This is a genomic window from Lentzea alba (assembly GCF_011067745.1).
GTDB classification, from domain to species: Bacteria; Actinomycetota; Actinomycetes; order Mycobacteriales; family Pseudonocardiaceae; genus Lentzea; species Lentzea alba.
Genome location: NZ_JAAMPJ010000001.1, coordinates 343,487 through 364,392, shown reverse-complemented (window position 1 = coordinate 364,392; position 20,906 = coordinate 343,487). Strand labels below are relative to the sequence as shown.

18 protein-coding genes are annotated in these 20,906 nt (G+C 68.7%); 10 read left to right on the top strand and 8 right to left on the bottom strand.

The features are described 5' to 3' along the window. Positions 1-2: 2 nt before the first annotated feature. Complete coding sequence (locus tag G7043_RS01700; protein ID WP_166043136.1) at positions 3-269, bottom strand: GlsB/YeaQ/YmgE family stress response membrane protein; 267 nt, start codon at positions 267-269, stop codon at positions 3-5. 135 nt (positions 270-404) lie between these two features. Here G7043_RS01700 and dxr point away from each other — a divergent pair, with 135 nt between their 5' ends. From dxr to map, 6 genes are all read left to right on the top strand, one after another. Further along, positions 405-1,535, top strand: coding sequence for a 1-deoxy-D-xylulose-5-phosphate reductoisomerase (gene dxr / locus G7043_RS01695; protein WP_166043134.1), 1,131 nt, complete (start codon positions 405-407; stop codon positions 1,533-1,535). A gap of 7 nt (positions 1,536-1,542) precedes the next feature. Then, positions 1,543-2,754, top strand: a complete 1,212-nt coding sequence (locus G7043_RS01690) for a M50 family metallopeptidase (RefSeq protein WP_166043132.1) — start codon at positions 1,543-1,545, stop codon at positions 2,752-2,754. A gap of 49 nt (positions 2,755-2,803) precedes the next feature. Then, a complete protein-coding gene (gene ispG, locus G7043_RS01685) occupies positions 2,804-3,934 on the top strand; it encodes a flavodoxin-dependent (E)-4-hydroxy-3-methylbut-2-enyl-diphosphate synthase (RefSeq protein WP_166044884.1) in 1,131 nt (376 codons plus the stop codon). 145 nt (positions 3,935-4,079) lie between these two features. Then, entirely contained in the window at positions 4,080-4,931 is an 852-nt protein-coding gene (locus tag G7043_RS01680) for a GNAT family N-acetyltransferase (protein WP_166043129.1), read from the top strand. 18 nt (positions 4,932-4,949) lie between these two features. Further along, positions 4,950-6,740, top strand: a complete 1,791-nt coding sequence (locus G7043_RS01675) for a penicillin-binding transpeptidase domain-containing protein (protein ID WP_166043127.1) — start codon at positions 4,950-4,952, stop codon at positions 6,738-6,740. 348 nt (positions 6,741-7,088) lie between these two features. After that, a complete protein-coding gene (map, locus tag G7043_RS01670) occupies positions 7,089-7,946 on the top strand; it encodes a type I methionyl aminopeptidase (protein WP_086665666.1) in 858 nt (285 codons plus the stop codon). On the opposite strand, the gene G7043_RS01665 is transcribed toward map, so the two are convergent. Beyond that, positions 7,933-8,613 carry an alpha/beta fold hydrolase gene (locus G7043_RS01665; protein ID WP_166043125.1) on the bottom strand — a complete coding sequence of 227 codons (681 nt, stop codon included), beginning with the start codon at positions 8,611-8,613 and terminating at the stop codon, positions 7,933-7,935. The two genes, map and G7043_RS01665, sit on opposite strands and share 14 nt — an antisense overlap. A 28-nt stretch (positions 8,614-8,641) precedes the next feature. Between G7043_RS01665 and G7043_RS01660 the strand changes: the two genes are divergently transcribed. Next, positions 8,642-10,141 (top strand): cobyric acid synthase, encoded by a 1,500-nt coding sequence (locus G7043_RS01660; RefSeq protein ID WP_166044883.1) that lies wholly within the window; start codon positions 8,642-8,644, stop codon positions 10,139-10,141. On the opposite strand, the gene G7043_RS01655 is transcribed toward G7043_RS01660, so the two are convergent. Continuing rightward, a complete protein-coding gene (locus tag G7043_RS01655; protein ID WP_166043123.1) occupies positions 10,065-10,958 on the bottom strand; it encodes an EamA family transporter in 894 nt (297 codons plus the stop codon). The two genes, G7043_RS01660 and G7043_RS01655, sit on opposite strands and share 77 nt — an antisense overlap. Before the next feature lie 73 nt (positions 10,959-11,031). On the opposite strand from G7043_RS01655, the gene G7043_RS01650 reads away from it, so the two are divergent. Continuing rightward, a complete protein-coding gene (locus G7043_RS01650) occupies positions 11,032-11,925 on the top strand; it encodes a LysR family transcriptional regulator (RefSeq protein WP_166043121.1) in 894 nt (297 codons plus the stop codon). On the opposite strand, the gene G7043_RS01645 is transcribed toward G7043_RS01650, so the two are convergent. The 4 genes from G7043_RS01645 to G7043_RS01630 all read right to left on the bottom strand — a co-directional run bounded on the left by G7043_RS01645 (position 11,922) and on the right by G7043_RS01630 (position 18,748). Then, positions 11,922-15,755 carry a hypothetical protein gene (locus tag G7043_RS01645; protein ID WP_166043119.1) on the bottom strand — a complete coding sequence of 1,278 codons (3,834 nt, stop codon included), beginning with the start codon at positions 15,753-15,755 and terminating at the stop codon, positions 11,922-11,924. The genes G7043_RS01650 and G7043_RS01645 overlap by 4 nt on opposite strands. Before the next feature lie 72 nt (positions 15,756-15,827). Further along, positions 15,828-16,913 (bottom strand): winged helix DNA-binding domain-containing protein, encoded by a 1,086-nt coding sequence (locus tag G7043_RS01640; RefSeq protein ID WP_166043117.1) that lies wholly within the window; start codon positions 16,911-16,913, stop codon positions 15,828-15,830. Beyond that, the gene (locus tag G7043_RS01635) at positions 16,910-18,013 is read right to left on the bottom strand and encodes an epoxide hydrolase family protein (RefSeq protein ID WP_207310520.1); all 1,104 of its coding nucleotides are present in this window, start codon (positions 18,011-18,013) and stop codon (positions 16,910-16,912) included. Before G7043_RS01635 ends, G7043_RS01640 begins: the two co-directional genes overlap by 4 nt. Positions 18,014-18,076: 63 nt before the next feature. Beyond that, positions 18,077-18,748 carry a FadR/GntR family transcriptional regulator gene (locus G7043_RS01630; protein WP_166043115.1) on the bottom strand — a complete coding sequence of 224 codons (672 nt, stop codon included), beginning with the start codon at positions 18,746-18,748 and terminating at the stop codon, positions 18,077-18,079. Positions 18,749-18,853: 105 nt separating this feature from the next. Between G7043_RS01630 and G7043_RS01625 the strand changes: the two genes are divergently transcribed. After that, on the top strand, positions 18,854-20,041 hold the full coding sequence (locus G7043_RS01625) for an MFS transporter (RefSeq protein ID WP_313887659.1): 1,188 nt from the start codon (positions 18,854-18,856) through the stop codon (positions 20,039-20,041). A 48-nt stretch (positions 20,042-20,089) separates the two neighbouring features. Next, a complete protein-coding gene (locus G7043_RS01620; protein ID WP_166043113.1) occupies positions 20,090-20,494 on the top strand; it encodes a VOC family protein in 405 nt (134 codons plus the stop codon). On the opposite strand, the gene G7043_RS01615 is transcribed toward G7043_RS01620, so the two are convergent. Further along, positions 20,491-20,904: a flavodoxin domain-containing protein gene (locus G7043_RS01615; protein WP_166043111.1), complete on the bottom strand. Its 414-nt coding sequence runs from the start codon at positions 20,902-20,904 to the stop codon at positions 20,491-20,493. The two genes, G7043_RS01620 and G7043_RS01615, sit on opposite strands and share 4 nt — an antisense overlap. Positions 20,905-20,906 lie beyond the last annotated feature (2 nt).

Here is a 20,906-nt window from a genome sequence, read left to right as displayed (position 1 = left end):
GGCTAAGCGTGGCTTCGCCTGCCCGTTACCAGGCGGTAGATGCCCAGCAAGATCAGCGAGCCGACGATGGCGAGCAGCCACGTCCGCAGGTCGAAGAACGAACCCAGATCGGTTGCGAAGAGCGCGGATCCGATGAAACCACCGAGAATCGCGCCGACGATGCCGAGCAGCATCGTGATGATGAAGCCGCCGGGGTCGTTACCAGGCATGATGGCCTTGGCGATGGCGCCGGCCAGCAAGCCGAGCACGATCCATCCGAGGATGCCCACGGAGAGTCTCCTTCCATCCACTTGTCGAGGATGGAATGCCCACTAAGAGGCGACTTCACGCCTCCAAAACCGCTCCGTTATCAAAGTAGCGGGCTGTGCCGGGCTCTCAGGCACTCTCCGGAACAATGAGGGGCGATGAGTACTCCACGCACTGTCCTGATCCTGGGATCGACCGGCTCCGTCGGCACCCAGGCGCTCGACGTCATCCGGCGCAACCGCGACCGCTTCCAGGTCGTCGGGCTCGGCGCGGGTGGGCGTCAGCTGGACCTGCTCAAACAGCAGGCAGCCGAGTTCGACGTGCCCGTGGTGGCCGTCGCGAACGGCGCTGAGGTTCCCGGCGTCAAGACGTTGACCAGCATGGTCGACCTGATCGAGGCGGCACCCGCGGACGTCGTGCTCAACGGCATGGACGGCTCGCGCGGTCTCGAGCCGTCGCTCAAGGCGCTGGAGAGCGGTGCCACGCTCGCGCTCGCCAACAAGGAGTCGCTCATCGCGGGCGGGCCGCTCGTGCTGAAGGCGGCCAAGCCCGACCAGATCGTGCCGGTCGACTCGGAGCACTCGGCGCTCGCGCAGTGTCTGCGGGGTGGCACGCCGCACGAGGTGCACAAGCTGGTGCTCACGGCGTCCGGCGGGCCGTTCCGCGGCAGGACGCGGGACGACCTGAAGGACGTCACGGTGCAGCAGGCGATGGCGCACCCGACGTGGTCGATGGGCCAGGTCGTCACCATCAACTCGGCGAACCTGGTGAACAAGGGCCTGGAGCTGATCGAGGCGCACCTGCTGTTCGGGGTGCCGTACGACCGCGTCGACGTCGTGGTGCACCCCCAGTCCATCATTCACTCGATGGTGACCTTCACCGACGGCTCGACGCTGGCCCAGGCGTCGCCGCCGGACATGCGGCTGCCCATCTCGCTGGGCCTCGGATGGCCCGAGCGCGTCGCCGGTGCCGCGGCCGCCTGTACCTTTGACACCGCCACCTCGTGGACGTTCGAACCCCTGGACAGCGTCACGTTCCCGGCGGTCGAGCTGGCACGGCAGGCGGGTGTGGCAGGTGGCTGCCTGCCCGCGATCTACAACGCCGCGAACGAAGAGGCACTCGCCTGTTTCGTCGCGGGCAACACGTCGTTCCTGTCGATCGTGGACACCATCGGCCAGGTTCTCGGCGAGGCGAACGAATGGCAGAAGGACCCCGCTGACGTGGCGGAGGTGCTGGCCGCCGAGGACTGGGCACGCGCACGTGCCCGCGAGCTGGTTGGAAGGAACTGAACTTCTCGTGAACACATTCGTCAACATCCTCGGGGTGCTGCTGTTCGCGTTCGGCATCGCGGCGTCGATCGCGCTGCACGAGTTGGGGCACCTGGCGACCGCCAAGGCCTTCGGCATGAAGGTCACCCGCTACTTCATCGGCTTCGGCCCGAAGCTCTTCTCGTTCCGCAAGGGCGAGACCGAGTACGGCCTGAAGGCGATCCCGGCCGGTGGCTTCTGCGAGATCACCGGCATGACGGCGCTCGAGGACGTGCACCCGGACGACAAGCCGCGCGCCTTCTACAACCAGAAGGTCTGGAAGCGCGTCGTCGTGCTCTCGGCGGGCTCGATCACGCACTTCATCCTCGGGTTCATCATCCTGCTGATCCTCGCGATGTCGCTGGGCCTGCCGAACAACAAGGACCTGCCGGTCCTCGCCCAGATCACGCCGTGCGTGCAGGACCACACCGTCGGCCTCGACGCGCCGTGCGCGCCCGGTGCCCCCGCCCCGGCCAAGGACGCCGGCCTGCAGGCGGGCGACGAGGTCACGTCCATCGCGGGCAAGCCCATCGCGACGTGGTCGGACATGCTCCGGATCACCCGCGACCTGAACGGGCCCACCGAGTTCAAGGTGCTGCGCGACGGCAAGGAGGTCGCCCTCACGGTGAACGTGCCGCAGGTCACCCGCGAGGTCACCGACGGCAAGGGCGGCCGTGAGGTCAAGAAGGTCGGCGCCATCGGCGTCACCTGGCAGCAGAACTTCACCTACAACCCGATCGAGGCGATCCCGGCCTCGCTGGCGTTCACCGGCGACATGTTCGTGAACACCTGGAAGGGCCTCATGCGCTTCCCGGAGCGCATCCCGGCCGTGGTCAAGGCCATCGGCGGCGGCGAACGCGACCTCGACACCCCGATCTCCGTCGTGGGTGCGTCGCGCCTGGGCGGTGACGCCGCGGAGCGCGGGCTGTGGGCGTTCTTCATCCTCATGCTGGCGGGCCTGAACTTCTTCGTCGGTGTGTTCAACCTCCTGCCGCTGTTGCCGCTTGACGGTGGTCACATCGCCGTCAACCTCTACGAACGGGTGCGAGACTGGATTCGGAAGCTGCGCGGCAAGCCCGCCGGCGCCCCGGTCAACTACATGCGCCTGTTGCCGCTCACCTACGTGGTCATCTTCATCGGCGGCGCCATCACGCTGCTGACCGTGACCGCCGACATCGTCAACCCGATCAGGTTGCAGTAGTGATTTACGGAAAGGTGCACAACCCATGAGTGACGGCGTGATGCTCGGAATGCCGGCACTGCCGCCGCCGGTGCTGTCGGAACGTCGCAAGACCAGGCAGCTGATGGTGGGCAACGTCGGTGTCGGCAGCGAGTTCCCCGTCTCCGTCCAGTCGATGACGACGACCCTGACGTCGGACGTCAACGCGACGCTGCAGCAGATCGCGGAACTCACTGCGGCCGGCTGCGACATCGTCCGGGTCGCCTGCCCCTCGCAGGACGACGCGGACGCGCTGCCCGCGATCGCCAGGAAGTCCCAGATCCCGGTGATCGCCGACATCCACTTCCAGCCGAAGTACGTCTTCGCCGCCATTGAGGCTGGTTGTGCCGCGGTGCGCGTGAACCCCGGCAACATCCGCAAGTTCGACGACCAGGTCAAGGAGATCGCGGCCGCCGCCCGCGATCACGGCACGCCGATCCGCATCGGCGTCAACGCGGGTTCGCTGGACCCGCGGCTGCTGCAGAAGTACGGCAAGGCCACCCCGGAGGCCCTCGCCGAGTCGGCGATGTGGGAAGCCTCGCTCTTCGCGGAGCACGACTTCCACGACATCAAGATCTCGGTGAAGCACAACGACCCCGTGGTCATGGTGCGCGCGTACGAACTGCTGGCCGAGCAGTGCGACTACCCGCTGCACCTGGGTGTCACGGAGGCCGGCCCGGCCTTCCAGGGCACCATCAAGTCCGCGGTGGCCTTCGGCGCCCTGCTGCGCCAGGGCATCGGCGACACCATCCGGGTGTCGCTGTCCGCCCCGCCGGTCGAGGAGATCAAGGTCGGCCACCAGATCCTCCAGTCCCTGAACCTGCGTCCGCGCAAGCTGGAGATCGTGTCCTGTCCGTCCTGCGGCCGCGCCCAGGTCGACGTGTACACGCTCGCCGAGCAGGTCACGGCCGGTCTGGAGGGCATGGAGGTGCCGCTGCGCGTCGCCGTCATGGGCTGCGTCGTGAACGGCCCCGGCGAGGCCCGCGAGGCCGACCTGGGTGTCGCGTCCGGCAACGGCAAGGGCCAGATCTTCGTGAAGGGCAAGGTCATCAAGACCGTGCCCGAACACGCGATCGTGGAAACCCTCATCGAGGAGGCCATGCGCCTCGCCGAGGAGATGGAACCCGTCGAAGGCGGCACCCCAGCCGTCACCGTCGGCTAGCTGAGATGTTGATGAGGGGAGCTTTCATAAACCTGACGTTTATGAAAGCTCCCCTCATCAACGTCCACGCGGGTGCGGATGGTCACGGGCGGTAGGCACTGTTGGCTGATGCCACACGTACGTCTTATCTGGCACGCTAGGTGACGTGCTGAGGCTTGCCGGAGCGCGCGTACTCGACGAGCGCGACCTGATCGACGTGCGCGGGGTCTTCGACAACGACCCCGTGGCCGCGTGCATGGTCGCGGCCAGGGTGGAAGTCGCCGGCCTCGACCCGTGGCGGCTCGGCGGCGAGATGTGGGGCTCGGATTCCCGGCCGTTGCGCGGCCGCGTCGACGGCCTCTGCTTCTCCGGCCCGAACCTGATCCCGCTCAAGGGCAGTGCCTCGGCGATGCGCATGTTCGCCGATCGGGCCAGGCGCCGCGGCCGGATGTGCTCCAGCCTGGTCGGCCCCGCCGAGCAGGTACTGACGCTGTGGGACGAGCTGCAGCCCGACTGGGGTCCGGCCCGTGAGGTGCGCGGCGACCAGCCGTTGATGGCGATCTCCAGCAGCCCGAAGGTCACCCCGGACCCGCTTGTCCGCCAGGTCCGGCCGAGCGAGCTCAGCCGGTACCTGCCGGCCGCCATCTCGATGTTCATCGAAGAGGTCGGCATCGACCCGTGCGCGGAGGACGGCGGCGCGGGCTACCGGGCCAGGGTCTCCGAGCTGATCGCCGCCGGCCGGGCGTTCGCCAGGTTCGAACACGGCGAGGTCGTCTTCAAGGCCGAGATCGGCGCGATGTCGTCGCGGGTCGGCCAGATCCAGGGCGTCTGGGTGCGCCCGGACCGCCGCGGCGAAGGCATCGGCACCGCGGGCACGGCCGCCGTGGCGGACCGGCTCATCCGCGTGCTCAACCGCACAGCCAGCCTTTACGTCAACGGCTACAACCACGTCGCGCAGGCCTCCTACCGCCGAATCGGGTTCGAACAGGTCGGGCAATACGCCACGGTCCTCTTCTGAACGGGCATACTCGCGCGGGTGCGCCTTCTCGCGACGATCACGGTGGTGCTGGTGACGGTGAGCGGCTGCGGCCTGTTCAAGTCGGAACCAGGAGCGCCGGAGATCACCAACGAATTCCTGGCGAAGCTCGCGTCCGGTGACGTGCAGGGTGCCGCCGGGCTGACCGACAACCCGAACGACGCCAAGGAGACCCTGGAGAAGTTCCGGGGCGCGTTGAAGCCCGAGGGGCTCTCCAGCAAGGTCGACCAGATCCGCAAGAACGGTGACACGGCCTCCGAGGCGAGCGTGAGCCTCGACTGGGACCTCGGCAAGAACCGCCACTGGACCTACCCGACCAAGTTCGACGTGCGCCAGGAAGGTGACACGTGGAAGGTGCACTGGGCGTCGTCGGTGGCGCATCCCAAGCTCGCGCCGCAGCAGTCCATCGCGGTCACCGAGCTCAAGCCCGACCCTGCGCCGGTGCTCGACCGCGACGGCACGCCGTTGCTGGCCCCCGAACGCGTCGTCTCGGTGCTGCTCGTCGCGAAGGAGGCCGGTGACGTCCCGGCCGTCGCGAAGGCGCTGGCGGACGCGCTGAACCCGCTGGACAAGGCGATCACCCAGCAGACGATCACCGAGGGCGTCGGCAAGACCCCCGACGGCCAGGCCTACCAGGTCGCGGCGCTGCGGGACCCGGACTACCAGGTGGTCAAGCCGAAGATCTACGAACTGCCCGGTGTGCGATTCAGCTCGCAGACGTCACTGCTCGCGCCCACCCGCACCTTCGGCTCCCAGGTGCTGCCCGCCGTGCGCAAGCTGGTCGAAAACGACATCGCGGGCCAGGCGGGCTTCCGGATCGCGACCGTCGACGCGCAGGGCACCGAGGTCGACGAGCTGACCTCGAAGGCCCCCGAGCCGGCCAAGGCCGTGAACATCGCGCTGTCGCGGGCGATCCAGGCCGCCGCCGAGGACGCCGTCGAACCGATGACGCAGCCCACGGTGCTGGTGGCCATCCAGCCGTCGACCGGCGACATCCTCGCCGTCGCGCAGAACGACCTGGCCGACGCCCAGGGCGCCATCTCGCTGACCGGCCGGTTCCCGCCGGGCTCGACGATGAAGGCCGTGACCGCGCTGGCCGCCATCGGGTCCGGCAAGGTCACCGCCGAGACCCCGCTGCCGTGTCCCGGCAAGACCACCATCGACGGACGGCGGATCGTGCCGAACTCCAGCGAGTTCGACAAGGGCACGATTCCTCTCCGCAGCGCCTTCGCGTTCTCCTGCAACACGACGTTCGCGCAGCTCGCCGTCGACATGCCGGCGGACCTGCTGACGAACAGCGCGCTGTCGCTCGGTCTCGGCGTCGACTTCGACGTCGCGGGCCTGACCACGATCACCGGGTCCGTGCCGCCCGCGACCGACGTCGTGGAACGGGCCGAGGACGCGTTCGGTCAGGGCAAGGTGCTGGCCTCGCCGTTCGGCATGGCGCTGGTGAGCGCGTCCATCGCGAAGGGCTCGATGCCGGTGCCGCAGCTGGTCCGCGGCAAGGAGACCAAGGCGGACAAACAGCCGACTCCGCCGACGGCCGCCGTGCTCGACCCGGTGCGGCAGATGATGCGCGAGGTCGTCGACTACGGCACCGCGCCGCAGCTCAAGCCTTACGGCGACGTGCGCGGCAAGACCGGTACCGCGCAGTTCGGCGACGGCGTGCATTCACACGGGTGGTTCATGGGCTACCGGGGTGATCTCGCGTTCGCGACGCTGGTGCTCAGCGGGGAGACCTCGACTCCGGCCGTGGACGTGGCGGCGAGGTTCCTCAAGGCGGTGCCGTGATGACGGTGCCGCCGCCTGAGGCCCGCGGCGAGGCGCCGCGAGAACCAGTCGTGACCTCTCAGGACGAGATGCTGCGGGAGTAACTGATCCGCAGCGGGGATCTCGTCCCTGCTGAAGGCGATCGAGGCATTCTGGCCGCGCCGCCGATCAAGTCGGACGGTGACATCTCGACACAGCTGCAGTGGCAGCGAGAGGACAGGTTCTGATCGGCCACGATCCGCTCGCCCTGAGGAAACCGGCGTGCGGACCTGCACGCCTTCGTCGCCTACGACAAGCGTCTGCTCGCCGCCGCTGACGAGGTAGGACTCCTGACCGTGGCCCCCGGCGCGGACGGCTAATCTGGGGAGCATGGCCGTTCGTTCTGTCTTGCAACCCGGTGTGCAGTCACCGCGTCGTCAGGTGCCGTCGCGCATCGTGCGTCCCGAGTACGTGGACAAGCCCGCACCGACGCGCGGCAACGACCCGTGGGTGCAGACGCCGGAGATCATCGAGGCCATGCGGATCGCGGGCCGCCTTGCCGCCCAGGCGTTGCAGGAGGCCGGCAAGGTCGTCGTTCCCGGCGTTACGACGGACGAGATCGACGCGGTGGCGCACGAGTTCCTGTGCGACAACGGCGCGTACCCGTCGACGCTCGGCTACCGGGGCTTCCCGAAGTCGTGCTGCACCTCGCTGAACGAGGTCATCTGCCACGGCATCCCGGACTCCACGGTCGTCGAGGACGGCGACATCGTGAACATCGACGTCACCGCGTTCATCGGCGGCGTGCACGGCGACACGAACGCCACGTTCCTCGCGGGCAACGTCTCCGAGGAGAACAGGCTGCTGGTCGAGCGCACGCACGAGGCGACCATGCGGGCGATCAAGGCCGCGAAGCCCGGCCGTGAGATCAACGTCATCGGCCGCGTCATCGAGGCCTACGCGAACCGCTTCGGCTACGGCGTCGTCCGCGACTTCACCGGCCACGGCATCGGCCGCGACTTCCACAGCGGCCTCGTGGTCCTGCACTACGACGAGCCGTCGATGAAGACGGTGCTCGAACCCGGCATGACGTTCACGATCGAGCCGATGATCACGCTCGGCGGTTACGAGCACGACATGTGGGACGACGGCTGGACCGTCACCACCCAGGACAAGAGCTGGACCGCTCAGTTCGAGCACACCATCGTCATCACCGACACCGGCTCGGAGATCCTCACAGTCTGCTGACCACGGCCTTCAGCGCGGCCGCGACCGTCGAGGGCGACGTCGCGGCCGCCAGGTGGTGCGACTCGACGCGTTCGACGGGCCAGCCCAGCTCCTCGGCCTTGTTCGCGGCGTCCTCGTAGAACGACGACAGCAGCACGTACCCGCACGGCCCGGACCACTCGACGACCGGGCGTTGCTCCTTCAGGAACTCCCACGGCACCTCGGGCGCCTCGTCGCGCATCTCCTCGCGCAGTTCGGCGGGCACCAGCTTCAGCGGGTCCGAGTCGAACCACCGGTCCCAGCGCGGCAGCCTGCCGTCCCGCACCGAGGCCTTGATCTGGCGCACCAGGGCCGGGTCGACGGTCTCGCGCCACGCCTTGCCCGGCGTCGGCAGGTCGGAGTCGAGGAACACCAGGCCGGCTACGTCCAGCTCCAGCGCGTCGGCGAAGCCCGGCAGCAACGGTCCCGCGCCGCTGTGGCCCACGAGCACGAGCTGCCCGTCGACCCCGGCGTCCTCCAGGGCGTCCGCGAAAGCGCCGATCAGCCGCTGGTGCACCGGTGCCTCGTTGACGGTCATCTGCAGGTCGACCAGCAGCACTTCCACCCCGTCGGAGGCCAGTTCGTCGGCGAGCGGTCGCATGCTCGACGGGCCGAGGAACGGGCTGTGCATGAGCACGACGGTGGGCATGCCCGTGATGATGGCAGCATTGGCGTCCATGCGGGGCGCGATGTTGATCTGTGGGACGACCTCGGACGCGGGCAAGAGCGTCCTGGTCGCCGGTCTGTGCCGGTTTCTGGCTCGCCAGGGTGTCGACGTCGTGCCGTTCAAGGCGCAGAACATGTCGAACAACTCGTTCGTCACGCTCGACGGCGGTGAGATCGGGCGCGCCCAGGCGTTGCAGGCGCGGGCGGCGTTCAAGGAGCCCAGCGTGCGGTTCAACCCGGTGCTGCTGAAGCCGGGCAGTGATCGCACGTCGCAGGTCGTCGTGCTGGGCAAGGCCGTCGGCGAGGTCTCGGCGCTGAGTTACCGCGAACGCAAGCAGCAGCTGCTCGGCACCGTGTTGTCCACTTTGGACTCGCTGCGGCGCGACCACGAGGTCGTCGTCTGCGAGGGGGCGGGCTCGCCGGCCGAGATCAACCTGCGCGCCGACGACATCGCGAACATGGGCCTGGCGACGCGGGCCGGCCTGCCGGTGCTCGTCATCGGCGACATCGACCGCGGCGGGGTGTTCGCGCACCTCTTCGGCACGGTGGCGGTGCTGGACGCGGCCGACCAGGCGTTGGTCTCGGGGTTCGTCATCAACAAGTTCCGCGGCGATCAGCGCCTGCTCGAACCGGGCCTGCACCAGCTCCGGGCGCTGACCGGGCGACCCGTGCTCGGCGTGCTGCCGTGGCGTGAGGAGCTGTGGCTCGACGCCGAGGATTCGTTGTCCTACAACGCCGATGGTGTGATCGGGAGGCCCCAGCCGCCGGTCAGGGACTGGTTGCGCGTCGCCGTGATCCGGTTGCCGCGCATCTCCAACGCCACCGACGTCGAGGCGCTGGCGTGCGAACCCGGCGTGTCCGTGCGGTTCGTGACCGAGCCGTCCCGGCTGGCGGACGCGGACCTGGTCGTGCTGCCCGGCTCCAAGGCCACCGTCTCGGATCTCGCGTGGCTGCGCGAAACCGGCCTGGCGACCGCGATTGCGCGGTTCGACGGCCCGGTGCTCGGCATCTGCGGCGGGTTCCAGATGCTGTCCAAGCGCATCGAGGACGACGTCGAGTCCGGTGACGGAGTCGTGACCGGGCTGGGTCTGCTGGACGTCGACATCCGCTTCCAGCCCGCGAAGACCCTGGCCAACCCGTCGAGCGTCGCGTGGGACGAACCCGTCACCGGCTACGAGATCCACCACGGTCAGGTCGTCCGCAGCACCGAGAACCCGTTCGTCGGTGACGAAGGTGCGGCGACCGACCGCGTCCTCGGCACCCACTGGCACGGCCTGCTGGAGAACGACGCGTTCCGCCGCAAGTTCCTGCGGTGGGCCGCCTCGTGCGCGGGCAGGGACTTCGAGCCGGGCGAGGTGAGCTTCCAGGCCGCCCGCGAGGCCCAGCTGGACCTGTTGGGCGACCTGGTGGCGGAGAACCTCGACACCAAGGCCGTCATCGACCTGCTGGAACGAGGAGCTCCGGCCGGACTTCCGTTCGTGCCGCCCGGCGCGCCGTCAGCTGCGGGATAGCGAGCCCCAGCAACACGAGCCCGCCGGCTGCCGCCCGCAGCACGGTCAGGTCCTCGCCGAGGAACGCCCACGCCGAGAACATCCCGAACACCGGCACCAGCAAGCCGTACGGCGCCACCACCGATCCCTCGTACCGGCGCAGCAGGAAGCCCCAGAGACCGAACGCGAGCAGCGTCGAGATCCACGAGACGTAGGCGAGCGCGCCCACCCCGGTCCAGTTCAGCCGCCCGAGCGCCGACACGTCCTCGGTCAGGAAGGACAGTGCGAACAGCGGCAGCACCGCCACCGCGCTCACCCACACCATGAACTGCAGCGCGTCCGGCGGCCGGGCGTACCGCATCAGCACGTTCGCCACGCCGAAGCACACCGCCGCCGCGATCACCAGGAGGAACCCGAGCAGCGGCGAGGACTTCCCGTAGTCCCACGCGATCACGCCGATCCCGGCCACCGCCAGTGCCGTCCCGGTGATCTGCACCGGACGCGGCCGTTCCCGCAGCACTACGGCGGCGAACAGGACCGTGAAGATCACCTGGCTCTGCAGCACCAGTGACGACAGCCCGGCGGGCATGCCGGCGCTGAGGGCGATGAACATGAAGCTGAACTTCGCGACGCCCAGCACCAGGCCGACCGCGATGATCCAGCGCCAGGGCACCGTCGGCCGGCCCACGAAGAAGATCGCGGGCACCGCGGCCGCGAGGAAGCGCAGGGCGGAGAACAGCAGCGGCGGGAACTCGCCCAGACCGATCTTCAGCACGACGAAGTTGAAGCCCCAGATGACGGCGACGAGCAGGGCGAGCAGGACGTGGCGGGGACTCATGTGGTCAAGCTTGCGCGAGCTAACTATTAAGCACCAGTTCCGCTTCCTTAGCTGATGGGTTTAGCATTGCTACATGCTTGATCTGGGAAGGCTGAAGGCGTTGCACGCCGTGGCTGCCTACGGCACGGTCGGTGCCGCGGCGGAAGTGCTCGGCTACACCCCGTCCGCGGTCTCGCAGCAGATCGCCAAGCTGGAACGCGAGACCCGCACCACGCTGCTCGAACGCCAGGGCCGCGGGGTCCGCCTCACCGATGCCGCGCTGCTGCTCGCCGACACCGCGGGTCAGGTCCTCAAGCTGGTCGAAGAGGCCGAGGTGGCCCTGGAGGAACAACGCGGCACCGCGATCGGCCGCCTGTGCGTCGGCTCGTTCGCCACGGCGGCGCGCGGCCTGCTGCCGGACGTCCTGGCCGGCCTGATGGAGCAGCACCCGGCGTTGGACGTCCGGCTGACGGAGGTCGACCCGCCGGAAGCCACCGAGGCGGTGGCGCGCGGTGAGCTCGACCTGGCGATCGTCCACGACTGGCAGAACGCTCCGCTTCCGGTGCCCGAGTCGCTGTCGCGGATGAAGATCTGCGAGGACATCGCGGACGTGTTCCTCCCGGCGACGCACCCGTTGGTGCACAGGGACTTCCTCGAACCCTCCGATCTCGTCGGCGCACGGTGGATGTGCCAGCCCGAAGGGTCGATCTGTCACGACTGGCTGGTGCGGACGTTCCACGGCGCGGGGATCGAGCCGGAGCTGGTCTACCGGGTCAGCGAGTACCAGACGCACTACGCGTTGCTGGCCAAGGGGATCGGGGTCGCGTTGATCCCGCGACTCGGCAGGGAGGCGGTGCCGGACGGTGTTCGAGTGGTTCCGTTGCGGCCCACTCCCACGCGGCGGCTGTACGCGGTCTGGCGCAAGCAGGCATCGCGCCGTCCGGCCATCACCGCCGCGCTGGAAGTGATCAAGCAGGTGGCGGTCTAGGTGACCGGGCCGAGCGTGCGGTAGCTGCCGCGCAGCGAGCTGATCGACTGTGCGGTGGTCGGGGTGGGACCCCAGTCGTAGGGCGCGCTCCACTGCACGACGGCGATGCGCAGGTCGGGGTTCTGCAGTCGCTGGTGCAACGTCAGGAGCTGGCCGGTGCAGCTCGGGCAGGGGCTGTGCGAGATGTTGATCTGGATCGTGCGCACCCGCTTCGCCCAGTCGGGATCCTTCGCGATGAACGTCGTGATCTGGGACAGCACTCGCGCCTCGGCGTGGGTGTCCGGTGTCGCGTCACCCGTAGCGCGCGTGACGAGCTCGAGCGGTTTCTCGGTGTGCCGGGAGGCTGGGGTCGCACCGATCACGAACCCGCCGGTCTGCCCGGTCGTCGTGCTGTCGGAACGGTCCATGGGGTGTGCGGAGCGGTTCGACCCGTCCCGGACCTTCTTGGTGTCGGCCTCGGTACCCGCGGGCCTGCCACCGCCACTGATCGGGTAGGGCCCTTCTCCGGCGACGCAGTCGACGAGGAAGGTCGCCACGCAGCGGACGCTTCCGGCTGCCTTCTTCCCAGCGCCGGTGGTGTAGGCGGGTACCTTCCCCGCCAGCTGCATTCGTTGCCTGTGGACGGCGTCGAAGACGAGCATCAGGCTGTCCCTGAGTTTCATCTGCTTCGCCGAGATCTTGTTCTTGAGGTCCCACTTGTCGCGTTCGTCGTACGGCATCTTGACGTCGGCGTTCAGGTTCTGCAGCCGGGTGCGTGCCAGCGTGACGTGGCCCTGCAGCTGCGTCTTCTCCGTTCGCTGTTTCGGCGTCGCGTCCGGGAAACCGTTGACCTGGGCCGAGTAGTGGTCGAGCAACGCGCCCGCCTCCGTCGGTGTGCTCGCCACCATCACCCGGCGGGTACCGGTCTTCTCGATCCAGATCTTGTGCGACTCGCCACCGCCGCGGAAGCCGAGCAGGCCGGGGATCACCGCCGCCCAGTCCTGCAGCTTCTTCTTGCCCGCCTCGACCTTGCCCTTCACCCAGGCCTTGCCCGCGGCCACCTTCGCCTTGACCTTGCCGCTGATCCCCTTGGCGGCCTTGATGATCGGCCCGGCCAGCGTCAACCCCTTCTTGATCACCCAGTCCAGCGCCTTGTTCACCGGCTTCTGCAGTGTCTCGATGATCGACCGGATCTTCGCGCCGATGCCGCCCAGCCCGATGGCGCTCGCCAGGAAGCCGATGATGATCGGGACCATCTGGCCGAGCACGTCGTTGATCTTGTTGACGACGCCGCTCACGTTGCCGCGCACGATGTCCGCCACGGAGTCGATGACGGTGTTGACGAACTTCATGATGCGGCTGCCGTTGTTCACGAAGAACATCACGACGTCGTAGATCAGCTTGCAGGCCTTGATGAACGCGGCGGCGGGGTTCAGCAGACCGATGAGCCACGTGATGCCGGCGGTGATGATCTTCGTGATCACGAAGTCCTTCACCTGCGCGAGGATCGTCTCCTTGATGTCGCCGAGCTTGTCCATCAGCATCTGCCACAGGCCCGCTACGCCCTGCGAGGTCAGGACCTGGAAGATCTCGACGCCCTTCTCGGCCGCGGCCATGGCCTTCTCGCCGATCTGCTTGACCAGGCGGTTGCGGATGTTCGACCAGGTGAGGCCGAAGATCGACGCCAGCAGCTTGATGATGCCGCGCAGGTCGAACTTCTCCGGCAGCTCGATGCCCGCCTCGGCCAGGGCGCCGAACAGCCAGCCCATCAAGCCCTTGCGCAGGTGGTCGAGGATGTTGTCCTTGAACTTGAGGATGCCGCCCTTCACGCCGGCGATCAGGTTGCCGAGGAACTCGACGGGTTTCTTGATGATGTCGCCGACCACACCGGCGGCGCGGGACAGCACGTCGCGCAGCATCGCGGCGAGCTCGCGGATCGTGTTGACGACGCCCTTGACCGCGTCGACCGCGGCGTCGACGAAGCCCTTGTTCTCCGCCTGCAGCGCCTCGATGCGTTCGTCGACGGCCTGGCGTGCCTCGACGTACTTGGTGGCCAACGTGTCCACGACGGCGTTCTGCTTGTCGGTGACGTCGCTTTCCAGCTGCTCGAACTTCTCGTTGATCTCGGCCGACGCGTCGGCGCCGACCTTCGCGAGCTCAGGCGAGAGCGTTTTGACGAACGCGGCGATCTCGGCCTTGCCGGCGGCGATCTTCTGCTTGGCCAGGGAAAGGTCGTTGCCCACGATGTCGGCGACGCGGGAGATCACGCCGTCCATCTGCTTCAGGTACAGCTCGCGGCCGGCGGTGTAGAACTCGTTGACCTTGTCCGGCATGCTGAGGACCTTGTCCTTGACCCAGCGGAACCCGCCGAGCCAGCCGCTGTAGCGGTCCTGCTTGTAGGCGCCGACCTTGGCGGCCACGAAGGACTCGAACGCCTTGCGCGCCTCGGCCTCGCCCTTCGCGAACTCCTGCTCGACCTTCGGGTCGATGCCTTCGAGGATCTTCTTCACCTCGGCCTCGGTCGCCGCGAAGATGCCCTGGATCTTCGTCGTCACCTTGGCGCGCTTGGTCTCGTCCTTGGTCTTCGTCTTCCCCTTGTCCGCCACCAGTTTCGCCAGCGCCGCACCCTTGGCGCCCTGCATCCCGGCCACGCCCGCGGCGGTGGCGGCGCCGGCGTCGGCCTTGGCCTGGCCGAGCACCTGCTGTTCCTGAGCGCGGAACTGGCCTGGCGCGGTGTCGGCGTGGGCGGCGGCGGTTTGCTTTGCGTCCAACGCCTGTTGGAACTGCGGTTCGTTCGACTGCCGCATCTGCTCGTCGGTGACGTCGCCCTGTTCCTGCGCGACCTGCTGCTTGCCGGCGCTCAGATCGGTCGCGGACGGTGGCGCGGGCTTCGGTGCGGCACCTGCGGCCGGGATCGCCGGAGCCGCGCCGGGGTTCTCCTGCGCCATCGGCGTGACCGGCTTCGGCACCGCCTTCGACTGGTCGGGCGGCGCGTCGGTGGCGGCGGTGATGTCCTTGGCCTGGCTCTGTTTGCCTTGGGAGACCATGCCTTTCACCTCGGCGGCGACCCCGTCGGCCTTGCCCTGCGGTGAGGTGCCCTCCTGCAACGTCTTGGGCGACTTCGCCTCGATCGCCGTCTTCACCGCCGCGATGAACGCCTGCTTGTCGAACGAACCCGCCTGCTGCGCGTCCATCGCGTCGACCTTCGAGGCCTTCGCCTGCCCGGCCAGGTCGTCCGCCGGAGCCTGCGCGGCGTCCTGCGCCTCCTTGGCCTTCGCCGCGGCGGGCGGGTGCGCCTTCTTGGCCGCCGCGAAGCCCTTGACCTTCTCGGTGACCTGGAGGAACGCCGGATCTGCCGCGGCCACCGCGGGAACGGCCGGCGCCGCGGCGGGTTTCGCCGACGCACCACCGGACTTCGCGGCCGGACGAGCGCCCGCCGTGCCGAGCTTGGACTTCGCGGGCACCGGTTTCGCGGGTGGCGTCGGCTTCTTGGGCTGCACCGCGTTCGGGCCGAACCCCGTCGTCGTCACGGCCAGCGCGGACGCGGGCGGCTTCGGGCCTTCCAGCGTCACCGGCACACCGGCCGACTGGGCCGCCTTGAGGCCCTTCTCGACCGTGTCGATCTCCGGCTCGCTGCCGCGGACCTCCTTGAGCGCCGCGTCGATGTGGCCGAGCGCCGTCGCGTCCGGCTGCTTCTGCTTGGCCGCCATGAGCGCGCCCACGGCCGCGTTGCCCGCGTCGCGTTGCAGCGCGAGCAGGGCGTGCGGGCCGACAGCGGGGCCCGCCTTCCGTTTGGCGTCGGTGAGAGCGCCCGTGACCTCGGCGTCGGCTGACCGGCGTGCGGAGACCATGCGACGAGCGTGGCCGAGCCCTGTCGCGTGGAACACGACCGCCAGACACCCTCAAGGGCACGAAAAGCTGCCCTATGGGGCAGCGATCACGTGCTCCTTCTTCGGTGCGATCACCTTCAGCACCGCCTGGGCCTCGCGGACCACACCCGCCAGTTCCTTCTTCGTGGTCTTGAAGTAAGGCTCGATCGTCAGCGTCGCGACGTCCTTGGTCTCCACGACGTTCCACGTGCCGTGCAGGAACCCGTCCACGAGGAACGTCGGCGGGAACACGCCGTTGCGCACCGAACCCCACCGCGACCGCGCGTCCTCGCTCATGATCCGCGTCCGGTCCGCGTGCCCCAGCAACACGTTGTCGAACGCCGGCAACAGCCGGGCGGGCGCGGGCACGTCCTCGGACACGATCACCCCGTCCGGCACGTCGAGAAGCTCCTTGCCGTCCTCGTTGCGGTACCGCACCAGATCCAGACCGGCCGCGTGCGTCTTCAACCCGGTCAGCCGCGACCAGGCCTGCACGTCCGCCAGCGTCGACGGCCCGAACGCCCGCAGGTACCGCGTGATCAGCTCCGGCACCGCCGCCTCGGCCGGCAGCTCCCGCCCGAGCCACGTGGCCATCGCGACGTTCTGCGGCACCCCGCCGACGCCCCAGATCCCGCGCGGTGGCACCTGGACCATCGGCACCAGCATCTGCGCCTGCGTCGACAGCCCTGTCGCCCCGGGAAAGTGCTGTTCCAGGTGCGCGCTGACCTCCGCGACGGTGCGCGGTTCGGTGTCGACGTACTCGCGGGTGATCCGGGCCAGCGCGTCCAGATCGATGTCGACCCTGGTGGCCGGCGGCATCACGGTGCGCGCCCACTTGTTCAGCTCCGGCTGCAACGCCGTGCGCATCAGGAACACGTCGTCCGCGGAGATCAGGTGCAACGTGCCGCGCCACAGCGTCATCCGCACCAGCGAGCGGTCGATGATCAGCCTGCTCAGCGCGTCGACCTGGAACGCCTCGAGTCGCGTCCACAGCGCCAGGTACGGCGGGATCGGTGCCTGCGCCTGCAGTCCGCCGAGGTGCTCGACGGCCTGCACGATCGGCATGGACGTCCGCTCCAGCAGCAGTTGCCGCGCGAGCAGCGTGCGGTTGAGAGTGCGGTTGGAAAGTGTTGTGGTCACAGCGATCCGAAGAACTTCCTGATGTCCTGGACCAGCAGGTCCGGTTCCTCCATCGCGGCGAAGTGACCGCCGCGGTCGAACTCCGTCCAGTGCACGATCGTCGGGATCAGCTTGTCCGCCAGCGATCGCACCGGCGCCCCGATGTCGTGCGGGAAGACCGCGACACCGGTCGGCACCGTGGTCGGCTGCTGCTGGCCCCACGACGCCGACTGCTCCTTGTAGAGCTGCGCGGACGAGCCCGCCGTGCCGGTGAACCAGTAGATGGACACGTTGGTCAGCATCTGGTCGCGGTCCACCGCGTCCTCGGGCACGCCGTCGTTGTCGGTCCAGTCGTGGAACTTCTCCACGATCCACGCCAGCTGCCCGGCCGGTGAGTCGGTCAGCCCGTACCCGAGCGTCCGCGGCCGGGTGCGCTGGATGTGCATGTAGCCCGAGAGTTCCTTTTGGTAGTGGTCCAGCGTTTCCAGCGCGCGGAGCTCTTCCGGCGTCAGGTCGTTGACGCCCTGCGGGCGGAACGTAAGCAGCATGTTCACGTGCACGCCGATGACGTGCTCGGGGAAGACCCGGCCGATCTCCTGCGCGATGCCCGAACCCCAGTCGCCGCCCTGGGTGCCGTAGCGGTCGTAGCCCAGGCCCTCCATCAGCTTCGCGAACGCCCACGCGACGCGCAGGACGTTCCAGCCGGGTCTGCGGACCGGTCCGGAGAAACCGAAACCGGGGATCGACGGGATCACCAGGTGGAAGTCCGCGGACAGCGGCTCGATCACGTTCAGGAACTCGACGAACGAGCCCGGCCAGCCGTGGATCAGCAGCAACGGCACCGCGTCCGGGTTCTCCGAGCGGATGTGCAGGAAGTGGACGCGCTGCCCGCTGATCTCGGTCGTGAACTGCGGGTAGGAGTTGATCCGCTCCTCCTGCGCGCGCCAGTCGAACCCGGTTGCCCAGTACTCGGCGAGCGGGCGCAGATAGCTGCGCGGGATGCCGTAGGACCAGCCGACGCCCGGCATGTCCTCCTCCGGCCACCGCGTGTTGACCAGGCGGGCGCGGAGGTCGTCGACCTCGGCCTGCGGGACCTCGATGCGAAACGGCGTGATCTCCATGGCCCCCACGCTATGAGCTCATGCGGACAGGTTCGGTCCGCGTTGGCCGGATTCAGCTCGCGATCAGCAGAACTTCTCGATCAACTCCTCGAAGAACCCGCCCGCCTCGATGGCCGCCTTCTCCTGGTCGCCGTCGCGGACCGCGTGCAGCAGGCCGGTGTGCGACACCTGGTCGGTCCCAGGCTGGCTGGTGTCGACAGATGCCGCCACCGAAGCTTTGACGGCCTCGGTCAAGCCCTGGTAGAGCTCCGCCAGCAGCGTGTTGTGCGAGCACTGCACGAGCAGCACGTGGAACGCGGTGTCGTGCTCGATCACCTCGGCCCACTGCTCCGCCTCCATCGCCGCGTCGCGCTTCTGCAGCAACTCGGTGAGGCGCGCCAGTTCGGCGTCGGTGCGGTGCTTGGCGGCGAGCCGCGCGCCTTCCATCTCCAGCGTGCGGCGGACCTGGAGGACTTCCTTCAGCTCGGTCCCGCACATGCGGCGGACCGCGCCGGAGATCTCGCTGGTCGCGCGGACGAACGTGCCGTCGCCCTGCCGCACCTCCAGCAGCCCGGCGTGGGAGAGCGCGCGCACGGCCTCCCGGACCGTGTTCCGACCCACCCCGAGCGCGGTGACCAGCTCGGGCTCGGGCGGGATGCGCTGCCCGACGGGCCATTCGCCAGTGGTGATCGCGCTGCGCATCTGCTCGATCACCTGGTCGACGAGCCCCGCTCGTCGGGTAGTGGCCAACGGCACAGCGTCATCCTTTCATCCGAACATCCTACGTCTGCGATAGTGGTGCGCGTGACGATTCAACAGACGACTAGTTCCGCACAGACTGCCACCGATCCAGGTCGCAGGGTGACGGTCGTCAAGAATCGTCACGTTCCGCTGGTCGGGTCCACGCTGCTCGCGATCGGGGTCGCCCTCGCGGCGGCGAATCTCCGCCCTGCGGTGACCAGTCTGGCCTCGGTGCTCGGCGATGTCCGCGCCGCCCTGGGGGTTTCGGCCGCTTGGACCAGTGCGTTGACGGCCGTTCCGGCGCTTTGTTTCGGCTTCGCGGCGTTCGCGGCGCAGTGGCTCGGCCGCCGCCTCGGCATGGCCCGCGCGATCGGACTTTCCCTGGGGGTGCTCACGCTCGGCCTGGTGCTGCGCGTGATCGACGGTCCGTGGGTCGTGCTGGGCGGCACTTTCATCGCCTGTGCGGGCATCGCGGTGTCCAACGTGCTGATCCCGGTCGTGGTGAAGGCGTCCTTCCCGAACAAGGTCGGCCTGCTCACGGGTGTCTACACGGGAACGCTCGCCGCCGGTGCCGCGCTGGCCGCTGCTCTCACACCACGGCTGGAGGACTACCTCGGCTCGTGGCGGCTCGCCGTCGGCGCGTGGGCGCTGCTGTCGGCCGGTGCGGTGATCGTGTGGTTCGCCGGTGCGCGGCACGGGGCCTCGTCGACCGTGGTCCGGTCGGCCGCGCCGGCCGAGAAGCGCTCGTTGCTGCGCAGCCCGCTGGCGTGGGTGATCACCGTGTTCTTCGGTCTGCAGTCGCTGTTCGCCTACACGGTGATGGGCTGGCTGCCCGCCATGCTCGTGGACGCCGGGGTCGACCGGAACACCGCCGGCATGCTGCTCGCGGTGTCGATGCTGCTCGGCGTCCCGGTGAGCCTGTTCGTGCCGCCGATCGCCGCGCGGTTCTCCAACCAGGGCCCGATGGTGCTGGCGCTCGGCGCGCTGTCGTTCGCGGGCATCCTGGGCATGCTGGTGGCGCCGGCTCTTGTCCCTGGCCTGTGGGTGGTGCTGATCGGGTTCGGCATGGGCATGTTCCCGCTGGCGCTGCTCGTCATGTCGCTGCGCACGAAGTCCACTTCGGACACCGCGCGGCTGTCCGCGATGGCGCAGAGCCTCGGCTACCTGATCGCGGCCTCCGGCCCGTTCGCGTTCGGCGTGCTGCGTGAAGCGACCGGCACGTGGACGGTGTCGCTGGTGCTGCAGTTGGCGTTGCTCGCCGCGCTGACCGTGCTGGGCATGATCGCCGGGCGCCCGCGGTACATCTAGTCAGGAATCGAGAAGCGGTGTGTTTCCGCTGCTTCTAGCGTTGTCGGCATGGACATCAACATTCACGCGACGTTCCTCCCGCACACCGACCCCGACGCCTCGCTCGCGTTCTACCGCGACCTGCTCGGCTGGGAAGTGCGCGGCGACGTCGGCCAGGGCGCGATGCGCTGGATCACGGTCGCCCCGGCCGGATCGGGTTCCGCTGTCGTGCTGGAGCCGCCGGCCATGGCCGAGGGCCTCACGGACACGCAGAAGACCGCCATCGCCGAGATGATCGAGGGCGGTTCGTACGGCTACATCCAGCTGTCCACGCCTGACCTCGAGGGCGTGTTCGACAAGCTGCAGGCGGGCGGCGGCGACGTCGTGCAGGAGCCGACCGATCAGCCGTGGGGTGCGCGTGACTGCGTTTTCCGCGACCCGGCCGGCAACAACGTCCGCATCATCCAGGCCTAGTTGGAAGCAAACCCGCGGTGCAGCACCGTGAGCTGATCGGCGAGGTACCGGGCCCAGGCCTGCGCCCGGTCCCAGTCCGGTGCCGCACCGCCGAAGCTCACGGGCCCGATGGCGCCGAGCCTGCGCACCATGCGCGTGACGTCGTTCGGCACGGGTGGAGCGCCGCGGTGGAACAACCACATGGGCGTGTGTTTCAGCGAAGCTTTGTGCCGCCGGACAAACCGATGCGCGTCACGCGCCGCGGCGTCGCCCATGATCACGGCACCGAACCCGTGCAGCGTGTGCGCGGCGGCGACCGAGAGCACGGTGACTCTCAGCCCACAGCCCGCGAGCTCGGTGCCGATGATCTCGGCGATCTCGTCGGTGGCGGCGATTTTCGAGGTGTACGCGACGAGGACTCTGTCAGTCATCG

Excerpts from the sequence above, each read along its gene's own strand:
- dxr (WP_166043134.1), top strand. The coding sequence starts at position 405 with ATGAGTACTCCACGCACTGTCCTGATCCTGGGATCGACCGGCTCCGTC.
- G7043_RS01665 (WP_166043125.1), bottom strand. The coding sequence starts at position 8,613 with ATGCCCACCGTCGTGCTCATGCACAGCCCGTTCCTCGGCCCGTCGAGC.
- G7043_RS01635 (WP_207310520.1), bottom strand. The coding sequence starts at position 18,013 with ATGGAGATCACGCCGTTTCGCATCGAGGTCCCGCAGGCCGAGGTCGAC.
- ispG (WP_166044884.1), top strand. The coding sequence starts at position 2,804 with ATGCCGGCACTGCCGCCGCCGGTGCTGTCGGAACGTCGCAAGACCAGG.
- G7043_RS01655 (WP_166043123.1), bottom strand. The coding sequence starts at position 10,958 with ATGAGTCCCCGCCACGTCCTGCTCGCCCTGCTCGTCGCCGTCATCTGG.
- G7043_RS01650 (WP_166043121.1), top strand. The coding sequence starts at position 11,032 with ATGCTTGATCTGGGAAGGCTGAAGGCGTTGCACGCCGTGGCTGCCTAC.
- map (WP_086665666.1), top strand. The coding sequence starts at position 7,089 with ATGGCCGTTCGTTCTGTCTTGCAACCCGGTGTGCAGTCACCGCGTCGT.
- G7043_RS01645 (WP_166043119.1), bottom strand. The coding sequence starts at position 15,755 with ATGGTCTCCGCACGCCGGTCAGCCGACGCCGAGGTCACGGGCGCTCTC.
- G7043_RS01615 (WP_166043111.1), bottom strand. The coding sequence starts at position 20,904 with ATGACTGACAGAGTCCTCGTCGCGTACACCTCGAAAATCGCCGCCACC.
- G7043_RS01620 (WP_166043113.1), top strand. The coding sequence starts at position 20,090 with ATGGACATCAACATTCACGCGACGTTCCTCCCGCACACCGACCCCGAC.
- G7043_RS01660 (WP_166044883.1), top strand. The coding sequence starts at position 8,642 with ATGCGGGGCGCGATGTTGATCTGTGGGACGACCTCGGACGCGGGCAAG.